This is a genomic window from Streptomyces sp. NPDC058459 (genome assembly GCF_042721685.1).
Taxonomy (GTDB): Bacteria; Actinomycetota; Actinomycetes; order Streptomycetales; family Streptomycetaceae; genus Streptomyces.
The window spans coordinates 17588-35761 of sequence record NZ_JBHXLV010000022.1 but is presented as its reverse complement, the minus strand read 5'-3'; the positions used below and the strand labels follow the sequence as shown (position 1 = coordinate 35761).

Genomic DNA, 18174 nt, shown 5'->3' with positions numbered 1-18174 from the left:
GGGATCAGATCCGGTAGCCGGAGCCGGGGACCGTCACGATCACCGGGGGTTCGCCGAGCTTGCGGCGCAGCGTCATCACCGTCACCCGCACCACGTTGGTGAAGGGATCGGTGTTCTCGTCCCACGCCTTCTCCAGCAGCTGTTCGGCCGAGACGACCGCGCCCTCGCTGCGCATCAGCACCTCCAGCACCGCGAACTCCTTGGGCGCGAGCTGGACCTCCTTGCCGTCGCGGAAGATCTCGCGGCGGTTGGGGTCGAGCTTGATGCCGGCCCGCTCCAGGACCGGGGGCAGGGGCACGCTGGTGCGGCGGCCGAGGGCGCGCACGCGCGCGATCAGCTCACTGAAGGCGAACGGCTTCGGCAGGTAGTCGTCCGCGCCGATCTCCAGGCCCTCGACACGGTCGCTGACGTCGCCGGAGGCGGTGAGCATGAGCACCCGCGTGGGCATGCCCAGCTCCACGACGCGGCGGCAGACGTCGTCGCCGTGCACGAGCGGGAGGTCGCGGTCGAGGACGACCACGTCGTAGTCGTTGACGCCGATGCGCTCCAGGGCGGCCGCACCGTCGTACACCACGTCGACGGCCATGGCCTCCCGGCGCAGTCCGGTGGCCACCGCATCGGCGAGCAACTGCTCGTCCTCGACGACGAGTACACGCACGTCGCTAGTCCTTCCTGAAGTCCGCCCGGGTGGCCGCGCCGGGGCGCGGGCGGGTGGAGACGGCCGTGGGATCGTGGCCTCCATCCTGCCCTTTTCAGCCATAAGTCGGCTGTAAGCCGGGTGCGGGGCCACAGGGCCGGGTGTGGCGTCGCGCGAATGCCGGAAGTTCTGCCGTCGGCGAGGTTTCCCCGACTTGGCGCGCGGGGAGGACGGCTTTACACCCCGCGATCACGCTCCGCATGTGCCGCGGCACCATGCGGTACCCCCCGATCACTCCGCGGAGCGGGCGCGGGTGTCCGGCACCGTCGCCGCCCGGCAGGGCAGCGCTGGGCACCCGCGGCGACGATCGCCCCTTTCCCACCTGGCACACCCCGTGCCACCAGCCCACGACCCAGGACGAGGGGGCGCAGCATGGACGCTTTCACCACGGGACTTCTGCAGCGCATAAAGACGACCGAGTCCGACCTGACGCGGGCGCGTGACGAGGGGGACGAGTTCCTCGTCGAGGTGGAGCAGGGCGAGCTGGACGACCTGCGCCGGCTCGCCGCCGAGCACGGCGTGGAGGTCGGCGTCACCCACGCCTGACGGCCCCCCTGGCGCCGGTGACACCGGCCCGCGCACACCGGCGGGACCCCGGCACGCGCTGTGCCCCGGGCCCCCCGGTCGCGCGTGGCGTGCCGTCAGTCCTGCCAGGCGCCGAAGTCCCCCAGCAGCCGCTGGAGGGGCTCGAAGACGCTCGGGGTACCCGCGATCGTCAGCACGTCCGACGGGCGCTCTCCGGGCCGCCCGCCGGTCATGGCGCCCGCTTCCCGGGCGATGAGGTCCCCGGCCGCCACGTCCCAGGGGTGGAGCCCGCGCTCGTAGTACCCGTCGAGCCGGCCGCAGGCCAGGTCGCACAGGTCGATCGCCGCCGAGCCACCGCGCCGGATGTCCCGGACCAGCGGGATCAGCCGGGCCGCGATCTCCGCCTGGCGGGCGCGGACCTCGGTGACGTAGTTGAAGCCGGTGGAGACCAGCGCCTGGCCGAGCGGGGCCGGCGGACGGCAGGCCAGCGGGCGCTCGCCCTCCCACCCGCCGGTGGCCCAGGCGCCCTTGCCGAGCACGGCCTGGTAGGTCTCGCCGCGCATCGGGGCCGCGACCACGCCGGCGACGGTCTCCCCGTCCACCTCGGCCGCGATGGAGACGGCCCAGGACGGCAGCCCGTAGAGGTAGTTCACCGTGCCGTCGAGCGGGTCGATCACCCAGCGGACGCCGCTGGTGCCCTCGGCGCTGGTGCCCTCCTCGCCGAGGAACCCGTCCTCGGGGCGGCGGCCGGAGATCAGGTCGACGATCAGCTTCTCGGCGGCGAGGTCCATCTCGGTGACGACGTCGACCGGGCTGGACTTGGTCGCGGCCACCGCCAGGTCGGCCGGGCGGCCGTCGCGCAGCAGCACACCCGCCTGCCGGGCGGCCTCCTGGGCGAGCTGGAGCAGTTCGAGGTGGAGCGGGTCGGTCACGGGTCTCCTCACGCGTAGGGGCTGTCGGCGCCCGCGGCGGCCGGGCGCGGGGCCCTGGCCGGGCAGCAGCCGACCGGGCACACGTCGTGGCTCGCGCCGAGCGCGCCCAGGACGCACGGCGTGACCGCCCCGCCGCGCTCGGTCTCGGCGCGCTCCACGACGAGGTCGCGGACGGCGGCCGCGAAGCGGGGGTCGGCGCCCACGGTGGCCGAGCGGCGCACCGGCAGGCCCAGCTCCGCCGCCCTGGCCGTGGCCTCGGTGTCGAGGTCGTAGAGGACCTCCATGTGGTCGGAGACGAAGCCGATGGGGGCCATGACCACGGCCGGGGCGCCGGCGGCGTGCCGCTCCTCCAGGTGGTCGCAGATGTCCGGCTCCAGCCAGGGGATGTGCGGGGCGCCGGAGCGGGACTGGTAGACGAGCTGCCAGGGGTGGTCCACCCCGGTGCGCTCCCGGACGGCGTCGGCGATCAGCCGGGCCACGTCGAGGTGCTGGGCGACATAGGCGCCGCCGTCCCCGTGGTCGTCCGGGGGACCGGAGGTGTCGGCGGACGCGGTCGGGATGGAGTGGGTGGTGAAGGCGAGGTGGGCGCCGTCGCGGACCTCTTCGGGCAGGTCCGCCAGCGAGCGAAGGACGCCGTCGGCCATGGGCTCGATGAAGCCGGGGTGGTTGAAGTAGTGCCGCAGCTTGTCGACCTTCGGCGGCGTCAGCCCCTCGGCCTCCAGCGTGGCGAGCGCGTCGGCCAGGTTCTCCCGGTACTGGCGGCAGCCCGAGTAGGAGGCGTAGGCGCTGGTGGCGAGGACCAGGACGCGGCGGCGGCCGTCGGCGGTCAGCTCGCGCAGGGTGTCGGTGAGGTACGGCTGCCAGTTGCGGTTGCCCCAGTAGACCGGCAGATCGAGACCGTGGCCGGCGAAGTCCTTGCGCAGGGCGTCCAGCAGCTCACGGTTCTGCTCGTTGATCGGGCTGACCCCGCCGAACAGGAAGTAGTGCTGCCCGACCTCCTTGAGCCGTTCCTTGGGGATGCCGCGGCCCCGCGTGACGTTCTCCAGGAACGGGACCACGTCGTCCGGCCCCTCGGGGCCGCCGAAGGAGAGCAGGAGAAGGGCGTCGTAAGGAGTCACATCGAGTGCGTCTGACATGACTCGATCCTGCCACCCGCCACCGACAGGGGTGAAACGGCACGAGGGGTGCGCCGGGAGAGCGGGACTTCGCGCGGGTATGCCCGGAGCGCTGCCCGGCTGCATTAGGGTGCCTGACTCGTAAGCTGTATCCACCTTCTTCGCGCCTTACCGAACAGTCCAGACGGAGTCCCGCGTGCCCAGCCCCTACCGAGCCCTGTTCACCGAACCGGGCACCAAGAGCTTCTCCGCCGCGGGCCTCGTCGGGCGGATGCCGCTGTCGATGATGGGCATCGGCGTGGTCACGATGATCTCCCAGCTCACCGGGCGCTACGGGCTGGCGGGCGCGCTCTCGGCCACCATGGCGCTGTCCGCCGCCGTGCTGGGGCCGCGGATATCCCGGCTGGTGGACCGGCACGGCCAGCGCCGGGTGCTGCGCCCCGCGACCCTGGTGGCGCTCACCGCGGGCGCCGGGCTGCTGCTCGCCGCCCACTTCGGTCTGCCCGACTGGACGCTGTTCGCCTTCGCCGCCGGGGTCGGTGCCGTGCCCAGCCTGGGCGCGATGATCCGGTCCCGCTGGGCCGCGCTGTACGGCGGCGATCCACGGCTGCACACCGCCTACTCGTTCGAGTCGGTCGTCGACGAGGTCTGCTTCATCGTCGGGCCGATCCTCTCCATCGGCCTGTCCACGGCCTGGTTCCCGGAGGCGGGCCCGCTGCTCGCGGCCTGCTGTCTGGCCGCCGGCGTCTTCTGGCTCACCTCCCAGCGCGCCACCGAGCCGGTGCCGCACCCGCGCGAGCACCACGGCGGGGGCAGCGCGCTGCGCTCCCCGGGACTCCAGGTCCTGGTGGCGACCTTCGTGGCCACGGGCACGATCTTCGGCGCGATCGACGTGGTCACCGTCGCCTTCGCCGACGAACGCGGCCACAAGGGGGCGGCCAGCCTGGTCCTCGCGGTCTACGCGGCCGGGTCGTGCCTCGCGGGCCTGGTCTTCGGCCTGCTGCGCCTCTCCGGTCCGCCGCAGCGCCGGTGGCTGCTGGGCGTGAGCGCGATGGCCATGAGTATGATCCCACTCCTACTGGTCGGAAACCTGGCACTTCTGGCCGTGGCGCTGTTCGTTGCGGGGCTGTCCATCGCGCCGACGATGATCACGACGATGTCCCTCATCGAAAAGCACGTACCTCGCGCGAACCTCACCGAGGGCATGACCTGGGTGGGCACCGGTCTGGCGGTCGGGGTCGCGCTCGGCTCCGCCGTGGCGGGCTGGGTGATCGACGCGGCCGGCGCGCGTGCCGGGTACGGGGTCCCGGTGGTCGCCGGGGCCGCCGCGGTCGTGGTCGGTTTCCTCGGGTACCGCCGGCTGCGCAGGCCGGTCTCGGGGCGGGGAGGCACCGTTGAGCAGCACGGCGAACGGGAAGAACGGCACCTGGCGTAACTGGGGCGGCAATGTGACCGCCCGGCCCGCCCGGCAGGTGACGCCGGCCTCGGTGGAGGAGCTGGCCGCTGAGGTACGCGCGGCCGCCGAGCGGGGGCTGCGCGTCAAGGCGGTGGGCGCCGGGCACTCCTTCACCTCCGTCGCCACCACGGACGGGGTGCTGATCCGCCCCGACCTGCTGACCGGCATCCGCGCGATCGACCGCACCGCCATGACCGTCACGGTCGAGGCGGGCACCCCGCTGAAGCGGCTCAACGCGGCCCTGGCGCGCGAGGGTCTGTCGCTCACCAACATGGGCGACATCATGGAGCAGACCGTCGCCGGGGCCACCAGCACCGGCACCCACGGCACCGGCCGGGAGTCCGGCTCCATCGCCGCCCAGATCACGGGGCTCGAACTGGTCACCGCCGACGGCTCGGTGCTCACCTGTTCCGCCGGGCAGAACCCGGAGATCTTCGCGGCCGCCCGGATCGGCCTCGGCGCGCTGGGTGTCGTCACCGCGCTGACCTTCGCCGTCGAGCCGCTCTTCCTGCTCACCGCGCGCGAGGAGCCGATGCCACTGGACCGGGTACTGGCCGAGTTCGATCAACTCTGGGCGGAGAACGAGCACTTCGAGTTCTACTGGTTCCCGCACACCGGCAGCACCAACACCAAGCGCAACAACCGCAGCGAGGGCCCCGCACGGCCGGTGGGGCGGGTGGCCGGCTGGTTCGAGGACGAGTTCCTGTCCAACGGCGTCTTCCAGGTGGCCCAGTGGGTGGGGCGCGCCGCCCCCGTCTCCGTCCCGGCCATCGCCCAGGTCGCCAGCCGGGCGCTGTCCGCGCGGTCGTACACCGACATCCCGTACCGGGTGTTCACCTCGCCGCGCCGGGTGCGCTTCGTCGAGATGGAGTACGCGGTGCCGCGTGCGGCCCTGGCCGAGACGCTGCGCGAGCTGAGGACGGTGATCGAGCGGTCGGGGCTGCGGACCGGCTTCCCGGTCGAGGTGCGCACCGCCCCGGCCGACGACATCGCGCTGTCCACCGCCTCGGGCCGGGACAGCGCGTACATCGCCGTGCACATGTTCCGGGGCACCCCGTATCAGGCGTACTTCAGCGCGGCGGAGCGCGTGTTCACCGCCCACGAGGGCCGGCCGCACTGGGCGAAGGTGCACACACGGAACGCGGGGTACCTCGAAGGGGTGTATCCGCGCTTCACCGAGTTCACGGCGCTGCGGAACCGGCTGGACCCGGAACGGCTGTTCCAGAACGACTACTTGCGGAGGGTTCTGGGGTAGTGGGCGCCTGGCCGGTCGTGCCCTCGCCCGGCGTGGGGGCCGGGCTGGTCGCGTCCTGGCCGGGCGTGGTGCCCGGCCCGTCGCCGGGGGTCCGGGTGGGCTCGGGCGTCGTCGGCCCGGTGGTGGAGGAGCCGTCTCCGGCCGGGGTCTCCCCGGTGGGGCCCGCCGTGCCGGGCGGCGTGTTCACCGGCGTGGGGTCGTCGTCCCGGCGCTGGTGGTGGGAGGAGTTCCGGCCGCCGACCGCGTCGCTGACGGTGGTGCCGGAGCCGCCGCTGAAGCTGGTGCCGGAGGCCGCCTCGTAGGCGGTGATGCCGCCCATGGTGACGCCGAAGACCAGGGCGGCGGCGAGCAGCGGCCGCTTCCAGCTCCTGGCCTTCGCCCGGTGGACGGTGCCCTCGGTGAACTCGCCCGCCACCGGCTCCGGGTGCCCCGCGGCGACGGCGGTACGCGGCCGGGTGGTGTCCCTGGCCTCGCGGAGCTGCTCCCCCGTGCGGCTGAAGAACTGCTGGAGGACCGAGCCGCCGCAGGTGGCGACGACGCTGACCACCCCGGCGCCCAGAATCGTCCCGTACACCCCGAAATAGGAGGCCATCTTGGCCGCCACGACCGCCGCGAGCGCGCCGCCCGCGACCTGGGGGACGTTCAGGTCGAACCGCTTCCGACCCGCATCGGGCGTCTCACGCATACCCGGAACCCGCCGCCTTTCCCTTGCTCGGCGTCGACACCTGCCGACGTGTGACGAGTGAGTGACGTACGAACGAAACCAATAGTTCCGTTTCACCGTATTGCGTGAACTTCGCCACGTTAGTGAGCGCCGGAAGGGCGCCGGAACCCGCCCATGGGCGGCCAAGTCGCACCCCCCGGCTGAAGTTGAGCGGCGTGCCGAACCACGCACATGGCCCGAATGGAGTACTGTTGCGACCCCTGGGCACGGGTGTCCCATCGGGATGTCCGCAGCCCCGCAGGGCCGCCAGGAGGGGGAAAGTTGCACAGGGTGAGGGAGTTCGTCACTCAGCGTTGCAAATAGGTAACCGTGCCATAACGGCGGTGCTCGGATCGCGTCCGACACGCCGGGCAACTCGGCAAGGTTGTGGCAGGTTGCGCTCGGGCAGGCCACACTCGACTAGCGGAAGCAGCGACGCACGTGACGTCGGCAGGCACCATCCGGGAGGTCCCCATGCCCGAACTGCGTGTCGTGGCCGTCTCGAATGACGGCACACGGCTGGTGCTCAAGGCTGCCGACGCGACGGAGTACACCCTTCCGATCGACGAGCGGCTGCGCGCCGCCGTGCGCGGTGACCGCCCCCGCCTCGGCCAGATCGAGATCGAGGTGGAGAGCCACCTCCGCCCCCGCGACATCCAGGCGCGGATACGAGCGGGCGCCACCGCGGAAGAGGTCGCCACGCTCGCCGGTATCCCGGTCGACCGGGTCCGCCGCTTCGAGGGTCCGGTGCTCGCCGAGCGCGCCTTCATGGCCGAGCGCGCCCGCAAGACCTCCGTCCGCCGTCCCGGCGAGAACTCCGGCCCGCCGCTCGGCGAGGCCGTGCAGGAGCGGCTGTTGCTGCGCGGGGCCGAGAAGGACACCGTGCAGTGGGACTCCTGGCGCCGCGACGACGGCACCTGGGAAGTCCTGCTCGTCTATCTGGTCGCGGGCGAACCGCACTCGGCGAGCTGGACGTACGACCCGCCCCGGCGGCTCGTCCAGGCCGTCGACGACGAGGCGCGCTCGCTGATCGGCGAGTCCGACGACCTCGCGGTGGCGGAGCCCAGCTTCCCGTTCGTCCCGCGTATCGCGCGGCTGCCGCGCGACCGTGGCATGGACCGTGCTCTGGAGCGGGTCGACCGCGAGCGGCTCAGCCTGCCCGCGCAGCCGTCCGAGCCCGCCGAGGAGAGCACGGGCGAACGCGACTCACTCACCAGCCTGCTGGAGGCCGTGCCGAGCTTCCGGGGCGATCTGGTGGTGCCGGAGCGGCCGCCGGAACCCCCGGAGGAGCCGGCCGAGGAGGTCATGGAGGAGGAGCCCCCCGCCCCCGCGGCGTCGGCCGGTTCCGCCTACGCGGATGTGCTCATGCCCCGTGCCGTCTCCAGCCACCGGGACCGGCTGACCGGCGCGACGGACCGTCAGGCCGAGGCCGACGGAGTCCGCCCCGGGCGCCGGGCCGCCGTGCCGAGCTGGGACGAGATCGTGTTCGGGACCCGGCGCAAGAAACAGGATTAGCCGCGCGGGCAGGGTGAAGTGCGGCCGCACTCCACCCTGTACACCGCTAGCGGGGGTCCGGGCCGACCGCGACCGGGCGGGACGGGTCCGCTGACCACTCCGACCAGGAACCCACGTACAGCGCGGCCGGGATGCCGGCGACCGCGAGGGCCAGTACCTCGTGGGCGCCGGAGACGCCGGAACCGCAGTAGACGCCGACCGGCGCGTCCCCGGAGACGCCGAGCGCCTTGAAGCGGTCGCGGAGGTCGGCGGCGGGCACGAAGCGGCCGCCGGGGCCCACGTTCTCCGTCGTCGGCGCCGACAGCGCGCCCGGGATGTGGCCGCCGACCCGGTCGATGGGCTCCACCTCGCCCCGGTACCGCTCCCCCGCGCGCGCGTCCAGCAGGACGCCCGTACCGGCCAGTTCGGCCGCACCGTCCGCGTCGAGCACCCCGGCCGGCTCCGGCAGCGGCTCGAAGTCGCCCTCGGCCGGGGCCGGTACCGCCGTGGACAGCGGGCCCTCCCATGCCGTCAACCCGCCGTCGAGCACTCTCACGTCCGGGTGACCCGTCGCGTGCAGCAGCCACCAGGCGCGGGCGGCCGCCCAGCCCTGCCCGCCGTCGTACACGACGACCGGGGTGCCGGCGGACACACCCGCGCGGCGCATCGCGGCGCCGAACCCGGCGATGTCCGGCAGGGGATGGCGGCCACGCGGGCCGGGGGGCGCGGCCAGCTCGCGGTTCAGGTCGACGAAGACCGCGCCGGGTAGGTGTCCGGCCTCGTAGGCGGCGCGGGCGTCGAAGGCGGGGGCGTCCGGCGCGCTCAGCTGCCAGCGCAGGTCCAGCAGCGTCGGCGGGGTCGGTCCGGCCAGGGTCCGGGCGAGTTCACCGGCGGTGATGATGACTGTCATGACGCCATCCTCGCGCACCGGGTGGCCGCCACGCCCGGCTCCCACTACTCCGCTCGGCCGGACAGCACCGGTCACACGGCGTACGGTATCGGGCACACAGTGTGCGTTCGGCGGCACTCGCCGGTCATCGCCCGCGCGACGAACGGCGGACGGCCGGACCTTCCGCCGGACCGCGTGCCGCCCCGTACCCGTGGCTGCACGTCCCCGCGGGCGCCGGCCGACCCGGCCCCGCCCTCGGAGAGCGGATGCGACACGGCCCCCATGAGGGGCCGGAGAGAGAGTGAGCGATGACCGAGGCACCGGAGTCGGCCGGCCCACGAGCGCCGCACGCGCCCGGCACCCCGTGCTGGGTGAGCCTGATGACGCCGGCGGCGGGCGCCGCCGAGGAGTTCTACGGGGCCCTGTTCGGCTGGGAGTTCCGGCCCGGCCAGCCCGGCCGCCAGGTGCGGGCCTCACTGGGCGGCCGGGAGGTGGCGGTCATCGCCCAACTGCCCCCGGGCGCCGACCTTGCGGCGGCCTGGACGCCCTACCTCGCCTCGGACGACGTGGACCGCACGGCCGAGCGGGTGCGGCTGTCCGGCGGCACGGTGGCGGTGGGCCCGCTGGACGCGGGCGAGAGCGGCCGGATGGCCATCGCCGCCGACCCGTCCGGCGCGGTCTTCGGCTTCTGCACCGACTGGGCGCACCCCGCCCCGGCAGGCCGCGGCGGGCCGGGCCTCCCCGCGTGGAACGAGCTGCGGACCGTGTCGGCGGTGCGCGTGACGACGTTCTACGCCCGGGTGTTCGGCTACGAGGCGGAGCCCCCGTCCGCCCCGGACCACATCACCCTGCGCAGCGGCGGGCGCCCGGTGGTGGCCCTGCGCGGCATGGGCCAGGCCCTCCCCCGCGCCCTGGGCGCACACTGGCTGCCGCACTTCGAGGTGACGGACACCGACGCCACCGTCCGGCAGGTGCTGGACCTCGGCGGCCGGGTGCTGGAACCGGCCCACGACGGCCCGTACGGCAGAGTCGCCACGGTGGCCGATCCGCAGGGGGCGCGGTTCGGCGTGGCCCGCAGGCCAGGGACCGTGCCCCGGCCGCGCGGGTAGTCAGCCGGAGGTGACCGGCAGGACGTCCGGGGACAGGGCGCCGGCCTGGGTGGCGGCGGCCGTCATGCGGCGGCGGTGGTGGCGGCGGCACAGGACCTCGTAGCCGACGGCCGTGGCCGGGCGGTTCACATCGCCGATCACCACCTGCTCGCCCTCCACGACCATCTCGCCGCCGACCGTGCGGGCGTTGTGGGTGGCGCGGGCGCCGCACCAGCACATCGCCTCCACCTGGAGGGTCTCTATCCGGTCCGCGAGTTCGATCAGGCGCTGGGAGCCGGGGAAGAGCTTGGTGCGGAAGTCGGTGGTGATGCCGAAGGCGAAGACGTCCAGGTCCAGGTCGTCCACCACGCGGGCCAGCTGGTCGATCTGCTCGGGGCCGAGGAACTGGGCCTCGTCCACGATCACGTAGTCGACCTTGCCGCCGCGTGACATCACGGCCACGACATGGCCGTACAGGTCCATGCCCGGCATCGCCTCGACCGCGTCCGTGACCAGGCCGAGGCGGGAGGACAGCTTGCCCTGGCCGGCGCGGTCGTCCCGGGTGAAGATCAGGCCCTGGAGTCCTCGCGCCGAGCGGTTGTGCTCGATCTGCAGAGCCAGGGTCGACTTCCCGCAGTCCATCGTTCCGGAGAAGAACACCAGCTCGGGCATGAGGGGTTGAGCACCTTTCGGCGAGTCGAGACGGTCGGGGGAGGGTCAGGCGCGGACTTCGAGGAGGGGGATCAGCTGCTCGGCCGGGGTCATCGAGCCGTGGTTGCCCACCATCAGCGACTCCTTGGGCTCGCGCTCGGAGGCGGTGATCAGCACGTCGTCGTACGCGGCGGCGACCACGTCACCGATTCTCGGGTACACGCGCTCGTCCACGTGCGGCCCGAACCAGCCCGCCCGGACCGCCTCGTCGCGGGAGGCGATCCAGAAGCGGTCGCCGAGCACCTCGCGCCAGCAGGTCAGCACGTCGTTCGCGGCGCCGGGCACCGCGTAGACGTGGCGGGCGCGGCCCTCGCCGCCGAGGAGGGAGACGCCGGCGCGCAGTTCCCAGTCCTCGTCGAAGTCGATGCGGTGCTCCTCGTCGAAGGGGATGTCGATCATGCCGTGGTCGGCGGTGACGTAGAGCGCGCTGCGCGGCGGGAGTTGCTCGGCCAGCCGCTGGGCGAGCCGGTCGACGTACATCAGCTGACCGCGCCAGGTGTCGGAGCCGATGCCGTAGCGGTGTCCGGCGCCGTCGAGTTCGGCGTAGTACGTGTAGACCAGCGAGCGGTCCCCGGCGGCGAGCTGCTCGGCCGCGCGGTCCATGCGCTCCTCGCCGGCGAGGCTGCCGACGAAGGTGCCGCCGCTGAGCGCGACCTTGGTCAGCGGGGTGTGCTGGAAGTGGGGCGCCGACACCTGGGCGGCGTGCACCCCGGCGCGGTCGGCCAGCTCGAACACGGTCGGGTACGGCTGCCAGGCGTGCGGCGGGGTCCAGGGCTGCCAGCGGAGCTGGTTCATCAGCCGGCCGGTGTCGGGGTCGCGCACCGTGTAGCCGGGCAGGCCGTGCGCGCCGGGCGGCAGGCCGGTGCCGACGGAGCCGAGCGAGGTCGCGGTGGTCGCGGGGTAACCGGCGGTCAGCGGGCGGCCGGTGCCGCCGCGCGAGCTGCCGAGCAGGGAGTTCAGGAACGGCGCCTCGTCGGGGTGGGCGCGCAGCAGGTCCCAGCCGAGCCCGTCGACGAGGAAGACGCAGACCCGGTCGGCGGGGGTCAGCTCGGTGATGGTGGGGGTCAGTCCGGGCACGCCCAGGCCGGCGGCGAGGGTGGGCAGCAGGTCGGCGAGGGAACCGTGGCCGTACTCGGGCAGCGGGGCGGAGGACAGGGCGAGCGGTTCCAGGGCGTCCCAGGGCGAGGGCTGCGACATCAGCGGGTGACGTCCGCGGTCGCCTCGGAGATGGCCTGCGCGAAGGCGAGCGCCTGGCGCACGGTCTCCGGGCCGTCCCCGGCCTCACTGACCCGCAGGCTGAGGTCGTCGGCGGTGGAGCTGCCGGTATAGCCGTGGTCGGCCTCGCAGTCGGGGTCGCCGCAGGCCGCGGGCTCCAGGTCGAGGCGGCTGACCGCGCCCCAGCCGATGGTGAGGACGACCTCGCGGGGCGGGGTGCCCGGCGTGTACTGCTCGGGGTTGGCCACCACCCGGCTGACCACGACGGAGGAGATCCGGCCGATCTTCACGGACTCCGTCGACGTGGTGGCGTACGGCGTCGGGGAGGTGCCGTCGGCGGCCTGCTCGTCGGTGTGGCTGACGATGAAGCGGTTGGCGGTGAGCACAAGGACGGTCACATGGCGGCGGACCTCGTTCTGGTCGAACGTGGTCTCCTGGTGGACCAGGTACGACCGGACGGGCTCGCCGCCGACAGCGGCCTCCACCGCCTCGGCCACGAGGGCCGGGTAGTAGCCGCTGCGCTCGATCGCCGTGCGGAGCCCCTGGGTCGTCGTACTGGTCTTGGCCATGGCGTCCATCCTAATCCGTGGGTGGGGGCGCTCCGGGCCAGTCGGAGGGACCCGTCGGCGCCCCGCCGGACCGGTCCGGGCCGCACCTCGGCGCTCTCGGCGGCGATCAGGCAGGACACGGGCCGGCTGCCGCCACCGTCCGCCTCGAAGGCGACGGTCACCGGCGGCTCGTCCCCGGGCGGCCGGCCGGCGATCCCCGTCCGCTGTCCTCAGTACGACGGCAGTGTGCGCGGCCCGAGGTCGTCGCGGGCGGGTGGGGGTGCCAGGCGGATCGTGGCGTCGAGGACCGTGAGGCCGTGCGGGGCGACCACGACGGGTTCCAGGGTGATGGCCACCACCTCGGGGTGGTCGTCGACCAGGCGGGAGACCCGGAGCAGCAGCTGCTCCAGGGCGGGGGTGTCGACGGGGGTGGAGCCGCGCCAGCCGAAGAGCAGCGGGGCGGTGCGGATGGAGCGGATCAGGGAGGTGGCGTCCCGGTCGGTGACAGGGACCAGCCGGTGCGCCGTGTCGTCCAGGAGCTGCGAGGCGGCCCCGGCCAGCCCGAAGGACAGCACCGCTCCGGCCGCCGGGTCGATGACCGCGCGTACGACGGTGTCCACACCCCTGGGTGCCATGGCCTGCACCACCGGCCGCAGTTGTCCGGGCGGGCCGAACAGCTCGGTCAACTCGGTGTAGGCACGGCGGAGTCGTTCCTCGTCGGCGAGGTCGAGCCGGACCCCACCGAGGTCGGAGCGGTGTCGCAGGTGCGGGGCGGTGGCCTTGAGGGCGACCGGGTAGCCCAGGCAGTGGGCGGCGGAGGAGGCCGCGTCCGGGGTGGGCGCGGGGAGCGCGGGGCGGACGTGGATGCCGTAGGTGGCGAGCAGTTCGCGGGTGTCCTCGGGGGCGACGGCGAGCCCCTCACCGCGTTCCAGCAGCCCGGCGATGATCTCGGCGGCCTTGCGCTCGTCGATGTCGTCGTACTCGGGCACCTTGCCGGGGTCGGCGGCCTCCCGGCGCCACTGGCCGTACCGGACGGCCTCGGCCAGCGCGCGGACGGCGCGCTCGGCGGCGGGGTAGGCCGGGATCAGGCGCGGGTTGTCCTCGTCGGCGGCCCCGTCCGGCACCGGTACGGGGGGCAGCACTGGCGCGCCGGCCTGCGGGTGGGTACTGGTGGCGGCGGACAGGGCCTCGGCGAGGCCGCCCAGTTCGACGTGCACGACCAGCACCGGCTTGCCCGGCACGGCGGCGGCCGCCGAGCGCAGCGCCTCGGCCAGCTCGGCGTCGTCCGGGGAGCCCTCCCCGATGGCGGGGATGGCGGTGACCACGACGGCGTCGCAGGTGTCGTCCGCGAGGGCGTGGGCGAGCGCCCGGTGGAAGTCGGCAGCGGTGGCCCCGGTGGTCAGGTCCAGCGGGCGGGCGGGCCGCAGTCCCTCCGCCAGGCACCGGTCGTAGGTGAGGCTGCCGAGGGACTCGGAGTTGCCGAGGATGCCGACGCGCGGCCCGGCGGGCAGCGGCTGGCGGGCCAGCAGCAGCCCGGCGTCCACGAGTTCGGTGATGGTGTCCACCCGGATCACCCCGGCCTGCCGGAGCAGCGCGGACACGGTGGCGTGCGGCAGGTGGGTGGCCCGTACCGCGTGGCCCTGCGGGGCGGAGCCCGCGCCCTGCACCACGACGAGCGGCTTGGCGGCGGCGGTGCGCCGGGCGAGCCGGGTGAACTTGCGGGGGTTGCCGATGGACTCCAGGTACATGAGGACGACGTCGGTGTCCGGGTCGTCGAACCAGTACTGGAGGAGGTCGTTGCCGGAGAGGTCGGCGCGGTTGCCGGAGGAGACGAAGGTGGACACGCCCGTGACCCCGGTGACCCCTCCCCCGCGCCGGTGCAGCCGGGAGAGGAGGGCTATGCCGATGGCGCCGGACTGGGCGAACATCCCGGTGCGGCCGGGGCGTGGCATCTCGGGGGCGAGGGAGGCGTTGAGCCGTACCTCCTCGGCGGTGTTGATGACGCCGAAGGCGTTGGGGCCGATGATCCGCATGCCGTAGGCCCGCGCCTGCCGGACCAGGGCCCGCTGCCGCTCGCGCCCCTCGGGGCCGCTCTCGGCATAGCCGGCGGACAGTACGACGAGTCCCTGCACCCCGTGTTCGCCGCACTCGGTGACAACGGCGGGCACCGCGTCGGCCGGCACGGCGACCACGGCCACGTCGACCGGGCCCTCGATCTCCCGCACCGAGCGGTGGGCGGGGACGCCGTCGACCTCGTGACAGCCGTCCGGGAAGGCGTTGTTCACCGCGTACAGCGGGCCCCGGTAGCCGGCGTCCCGGATGTTGCCGAGGACGCTGCGGCCGACGCCGCCGGGTGCGCGGCCGACGCCGATGACGGCGACGGAGCCGGGGGCCAGCAGCCGCCGCACCGAGTGGGCCTCGGCGCGCTGCTCCCGCGCGCGCTGGACGGCCATGGAGCGGTCGGTGGGTTCGAGCCCGAACTCCAGCCGGACCACACCGTCCTCGAAGCTGCGCTTCTGGGTGTACCCGGCGTCGGTGAACACCTTGATCATCTTGGTGTTGGCGGGCAGCACCTCGGCGGCGAAGCGCCGGATGCCGCGCTCGCGGGCGACCGCCGCGAGGTGCTCCAGCAGCGCGGAGGCGACACCCCGGCCCTGGTGGGCGTCCTGCACCAGGAAGGCGACCTCCGCCTCGTCGGCGGGGGCGGAGGCGGCCATGCCGTCGGCGCCGATGCGGTCGTAGCGTACGGTGGCGATGAACTCGCCGCCGACGGTGGCGGCGAGCCCCACCCGGTCCACGAAGTCGTGATGCGTGAAGCGGTGCACGTCCTTGGCGGAGAGCCTGGGGTACGGCGCGAAGAAGCGGTAGTACTTCGACTCGTCGGACACCTGCTCGTAGAAGCTGACCAGCCGGTCGGCGTCGTCGGCGGTGATGGGCCGGATACGCGCGGTCCCGCCGTCGCGCAGGACCACGTCCGCCTCCCAGTGGGCGGGGTACTCGTGCCGGTCCTGCCGGTCCGCCGGGGTCTGCATGGGCCCCAGCGTACGGCTCGCGCGGACGTACGGCGCGAGGCCGCGGGTGGGACACGGAAGTCGGGCCGAGGCCGCGGTCCGGCGACCGGCAGGAAGAGGCTCCGGAGAGGTGAAGTGCCACTCCGGGCACGGTTCCCCATATGGGAAACTGGTCTAGACAACCTGAGAGACTGAAGGGCAGCATCACATGGCTGAGCGCCGCGTCAACGTCGGCTGGGCCGAGGGCCTTCACGCCCGCCCCGCTTCCATCTTCGTCCGAGCCGCCACGGCCACAGGCGTCCCGGTCACCATCGCCAAGTCAGGCGGCACCCCGGTCAACGCGGGCTCGATGCTGGCCGTCCTGGGCCTGGGTGCCCAGGGTGGCGAGGAGATCGTCCTCGCCTCCGACGCCGACGACGCGGACGTCGCGCTGGACCGGCTGGCCAAGCTGGTCGCCGAGGGCCTGGACGAGCTGCCCGAGACGGTCTGACCGATCCTTGCCGGAAGCCGCGTCGCCCCTTCTGCGGGCGGCGCGGCTTCTTTGTTCGCAGGACGGATGACTCGGGCAGATAACCCGGACGGATAATTCGGACGGATAATTCAGGGCACCACGAAAAGCGTGCCGCCGGCAATTGACGGCACGCCGCAAAAGGGCAGCACCATTGCCCGGCACGCGAATATCCCTCTTTGTATACAGCGCCCGTGTTAATGCCGGAGTCCCGCTGTGTTTACAGCATGTTGCGGGTGCCGGACGCGGTCGGCGGCCGCGGTGCGCGGCCGGTGGGCGACGGTCGCGCGCTCGATGTGCAGCGCCGTGACCGCCCGCGCGCGCTCGGCGTCGCCACGCGTCACCGCGTCCACGATCGCGCCGTGCTCCGCCCAGGTCTCCGACGGGCCGACCGGACCGGTGGGTCCTTCGTCGGGATACATCCAGGCGATCTTGCGGCGCAGCTGGGTGAGGGCCGAGGTCAGCGCCTGGCTGCCGCACGCCTGGGCGAGCGTCTCGTGGAACCAGCCGTCCAGCGCGCGCAGGTCGTCGCTGTCGCCGAGCCGCGCCCGCTCCTGACCCAGCCTGACCAGGCCGCGCAGCACCTTCAGATGGGCCTCGGTGCGCCGCTGGGCGGCCCGCGCGGCACCGAGCGGCTCCAGCAGCAGGCGCATCTCCAGCAGGTCGGCGGCCTCCCGCTCGCTGGGCTCCGCCACGCAGGCGCCCGCGTGGCGCCGGGTCACCACGAAGCCCTCGGCCTCCAGGGTGCGCAGCGCCTCGCGGACGGGGACGCGGGAGACGCCGTAGCGGCGGGCGAGGACCTCCTCGGTGAGCCGGGCGCCGCGCGCGTGGACCCCGGCGACGATGTCGTCCCGGATCGCCGTGCACACCGAGTGCGCCGGAATACGCATGACCCACCTCCGCCTCGATCCCGCGAAACGCCGGTGACAGCGTCCGTTCCGTGACTCTATGGCAATGCGCGGGGATTTCCGATGGCGTACCGGAATCCATGGCCGTTTTTTGGTCACCTTGCCGGAGAAAGGCTTCGGAAACGGCGAAAGCCCCGGCCTGGCGGGCCGGGGCTTTCGGGAGAACCGGGATTCAGACGTGCACGCCGTGCTTGCGGAGATAGGCGACAGGGTCGACATCGGACCCGTACTCGGGGCTCGTACGGGCCTCGAAGTGCAGATGCGGGCCCGTGACGTTGCCGGTCGCGCCGGACAGCGCGATCTGTTGGCCGGGGACGACCCGCTGGCCCACGCTGACGCCGATGGAGGACAGGTGGCCGTACTGGGTGTACATGCCATCGGCCATCTTGATCACGACCTCGTTGCCGTACGCCCCGCCCCAGCCGGTGGAGACCACGGTGCCGGCGCCGGCCGCGTGGACCGCGGTGCCGGCGGCGGCGTGGAAGTCGATGCCGGTGTGCGAACCGGACGACCACAGGGAGCTGGAGGACTGGTAGGCGGTGGAGACGTAGGAGCCGGTGACCGGCATGACGAAGGAGCTGAGGCGCTCGCGTTCGGCCTTGCGGGCGGCGCGCTCCCTGGTCTCGCGGGCCCGCTCGGCGGCGGCGCGCTTCGCGGCCTCCTCGGCGGCCTTGCGGTCGGCGGCCGCCTTCTGCGCGGTGGCCTGCGCGGCGATCTCGTCGCCGAGCGTGTCGCTGAGGGTGATGACGGGGGTGAGGCCGGTGTTCTCGGCCGGGATGTCCGCGGCGAGTGCCGGGGAGACCGCGAGGGTACCGACGACACCGGTGGTGAGGGCCGCGACACCGGCCGCGGTCGCTGCGGTGCGCTTGACCCGGCCGGGCTTGCGGTGCTTCCCGGGGGCGCACAGGAACGCCATGAGCGTGGGTGGTCCTTTCCTTCCCTCTCGCCTACCGGGTTAGCTGACGGGTTCGGAGCAGGAAGGTCTCCTACGGCCGCCCTCGCGCGTGCGCGGGCGCCCGATTCACCCCAGGGACTGCGGTGGGTCCCCGGCTCCCCTAGGGGACTCGGCGATGGCTGTCCGGTGCCGCGGGCGCGGCGCACTGCCTGACGAACAGCCCG

Annotated in this window: 17 protein-coding genes and 1 riboswitch; of the genes, 6 read left to right on the top strand and 11 right to left on the bottom strand. The window is 73.7% G+C overall.

Features of this window, described 5'->3' with window-relative positions:
* Positions 1 to 4 precede the first annotated feature (4 nt).
* Positions 5 to 658, bottom strand: a complete 654-nt coding sequence (locus tag ACFWN1_RS07135; RefSeq protein WP_384359064.1) for a response regulator transcription factor — start codon at positions 656 to 658, stop codon at positions 5 to 7.
* Positions 659 to 1069: 411 nt separating this feature from the next.
* On the opposite strand from ACFWN1_RS07135, the gene ACFWN1_RS07130 reads away from it, so the two are divergent.
* Positions 1070 to 1243, top strand: coding sequence for a hypothetical protein (locus tag ACFWN1_RS07130; RefSeq protein ID WP_384359062.1), 174 nt, complete (start codon positions 1070 to 1072; stop codon positions 1241 to 1243).
* A gap of 95 nt (positions 1244 to 1338) precedes the next feature.
* On the opposite strand, the gene ACFWN1_RS07125 is transcribed toward ACFWN1_RS07130, so the two are convergent.
* Positions 1339 to 2154, bottom strand: coding sequence for an inositol monophosphatase family protein (locus ACFWN1_RS07125; protein WP_384359060.1), 816 nt, complete (start codon positions 2152 to 2154; stop codon positions 1339 to 1341).
* A gap of 8 nt (positions 2155 to 2162) precedes the next feature.
* Positions 2163 to 3290 carry a ferrochelatase gene (locus ACFWN1_RS07120; protein ID WP_384359058.1) on the bottom strand — a complete coding sequence of 376 codons (1128 nt, stop codon included), beginning with the start codon at positions 3288 to 3290 and terminating at the stop codon, positions 2163 to 2165.
* Between the two features lie 175 nt (positions 3291 to 3465).
* On the opposite strand from ACFWN1_RS07120, the gene ACFWN1_RS07115 reads away from it, so the two are divergent.
* Entirely contained in the window at positions 3466 to 4704 is a 1239-nt protein-coding gene (locus tag ACFWN1_RS07115; protein ID WP_384359056.1) for an MFS transporter, read from the top strand.
* Positions 4664 to 5980, top strand: a complete 1317-nt coding sequence (locus ACFWN1_RS07110; RefSeq protein ID WP_384359054.1) for a D-arabinono-1,4-lactone oxidase — start codon at positions 4664 to 4666, stop codon at positions 5978 to 5980. The genes ACFWN1_RS07115 and ACFWN1_RS07110 overlap by 41 nt, the downstream gene beginning before the upstream one ends.
* Here ACFWN1_RS07110 and ACFWN1_RS07105 read toward each other — a convergent pair.
* Complete coding sequence (locus tag ACFWN1_RS07105) at positions 5907 to 6665, bottom strand: hypothetical protein (protein WP_384359052.1); 759 nt, start codon at positions 6663 to 6665, stop codon at positions 5907 to 5909. The genes ACFWN1_RS07110 and ACFWN1_RS07105 overlap by 74 nt on opposite strands.
* A gap of 492 nt (positions 6666 to 7157) precedes the next feature.
* Between ACFWN1_RS07105 and sepH the strand changes: the two genes are divergently transcribed.
* The gene (gene sepH / locus ACFWN1_RS07100; RefSeq protein ID WP_384359050.1) at positions 7158 to 8198 is read left to right on the top strand and encodes a septation protein SepH; all 1041 of its coding nucleotides are present in this window, start codon (positions 7158 to 7160) and stop codon (positions 8196 to 8198) included.
* Positions 8199 to 8244: 46 nt separating this feature from the next.
* Here the strand turns inward: sepH and ACFWN1_RS07095 are convergent, their stop codons facing one another.
* Positions 8245 to 9087: a sulfurtransferase gene (locus ACFWN1_RS07095; RefSeq protein ID WP_384359048.1), complete on the bottom strand. Its 843-nt coding sequence runs from the start codon at positions 9085 to 9087 to the stop codon at positions 8245 to 8247.
* 287 nt (positions 9088 to 9374) lie between these two features.
* Between ACFWN1_RS07095 and ACFWN1_RS07090 the strand changes: the two genes are divergently transcribed.
* Complete coding sequence (locus ACFWN1_RS07090; RefSeq protein WP_384359046.1) at positions 9375 to 10175, top strand: VOC family protein; 801 nt, start codon at positions 9375 to 9377, stop codon at positions 10173 to 10175.
* Here the strand turns inward: ACFWN1_RS07090 and ACFWN1_RS07085 are convergent, their stop codons facing one another.
* The 4 genes from ACFWN1_RS07085 to ACFWN1_RS07070 form a co-directional block, all read right to left on the bottom strand.
* Entirely contained in the window at positions 10176 to 10826 is a 651-nt protein-coding gene (locus tag ACFWN1_RS07085; RefSeq protein WP_384359044.1) for a thymidine kinase, read from the bottom strand.
* A 45-nt stretch (positions 10827 to 10871) separates the two neighbouring features.
* On the bottom strand, positions 10872 to 12062 hold the full coding sequence (locus ACFWN1_RS07080; protein ID WP_384359042.1) for an alkaline phosphatase family protein: 1191 nt from the start codon (positions 12060 to 12062) through the stop codon (positions 10872 to 10874).
* Complete coding sequence (locus tag ACFWN1_RS07075) at positions 12062 to 12658, bottom strand: DUF5998 family protein (RefSeq protein ID WP_384359040.1); 597 nt, start codon at positions 12656 to 12658, stop codon at positions 12062 to 12064. The genes ACFWN1_RS07080 and ACFWN1_RS07075 overlap by 1 nt, the downstream gene beginning before the upstream one ends.
* 200 nt (positions 12659 to 12858) lie before the next feature.
* Positions 12859 to 15660, bottom strand: coding sequence for a GNAT family N-acetyltransferase (locus ACFWN1_RS07070; RefSeq protein WP_384359038.1), 2802 nt, complete (start codon positions 15658 to 15660; stop codon positions 12859 to 12861).
* Between the two features lie 187 nt (positions 15661 to 15847).
* On the opposite strand from ACFWN1_RS07070, the gene ACFWN1_RS07065 reads away from it, so the two are divergent.
* The gene (locus ACFWN1_RS07065; protein ID WP_384359036.1) at positions 15848 to 16129 is read left to right on the top strand and encodes an HPr family phosphocarrier protein; all 282 of its coding nucleotides are present in this window, start codon (positions 15848 to 15850) and stop codon (positions 16127 to 16129) included.
* A gap of 215 nt (positions 16130 to 16344) precedes the next feature.
* Here ACFWN1_RS07065 and ACFWN1_RS07060 read toward each other — a convergent pair whose 3' ends face one another.
* Together ACFWN1_RS07060 and ACFWN1_RS07055 are read right to left on the bottom strand one after the other, a co-directional pair.
* Positions 16345 to 17037, bottom strand: coding sequence for a GntR family transcriptional regulator (locus ACFWN1_RS07060; protein WP_384359035.1), 693 nt, complete (start codon positions 17035 to 17037; stop codon positions 16345 to 16347).
* Positions 17038 to 17227: 190 nt separating this feature from the next.
* On the bottom strand, positions 17228 to 17971 hold the full coding sequence (locus tag ACFWN1_RS07055) for a M23 family metallopeptidase (RefSeq protein WP_384359033.1): 744 nt from the start codon (positions 17969 to 17971) through the stop codon (positions 17228 to 17230).
* 13 nt (positions 17972 to 17984) lie between these two features.
* Positions 17985 to 18135, bottom strand: a riboswitch (cyclic di-AMP (ydaO/yuaA leader).
* Between the last annotated feature and the right edge of the window lie 39 nt (positions 18136 to 18174).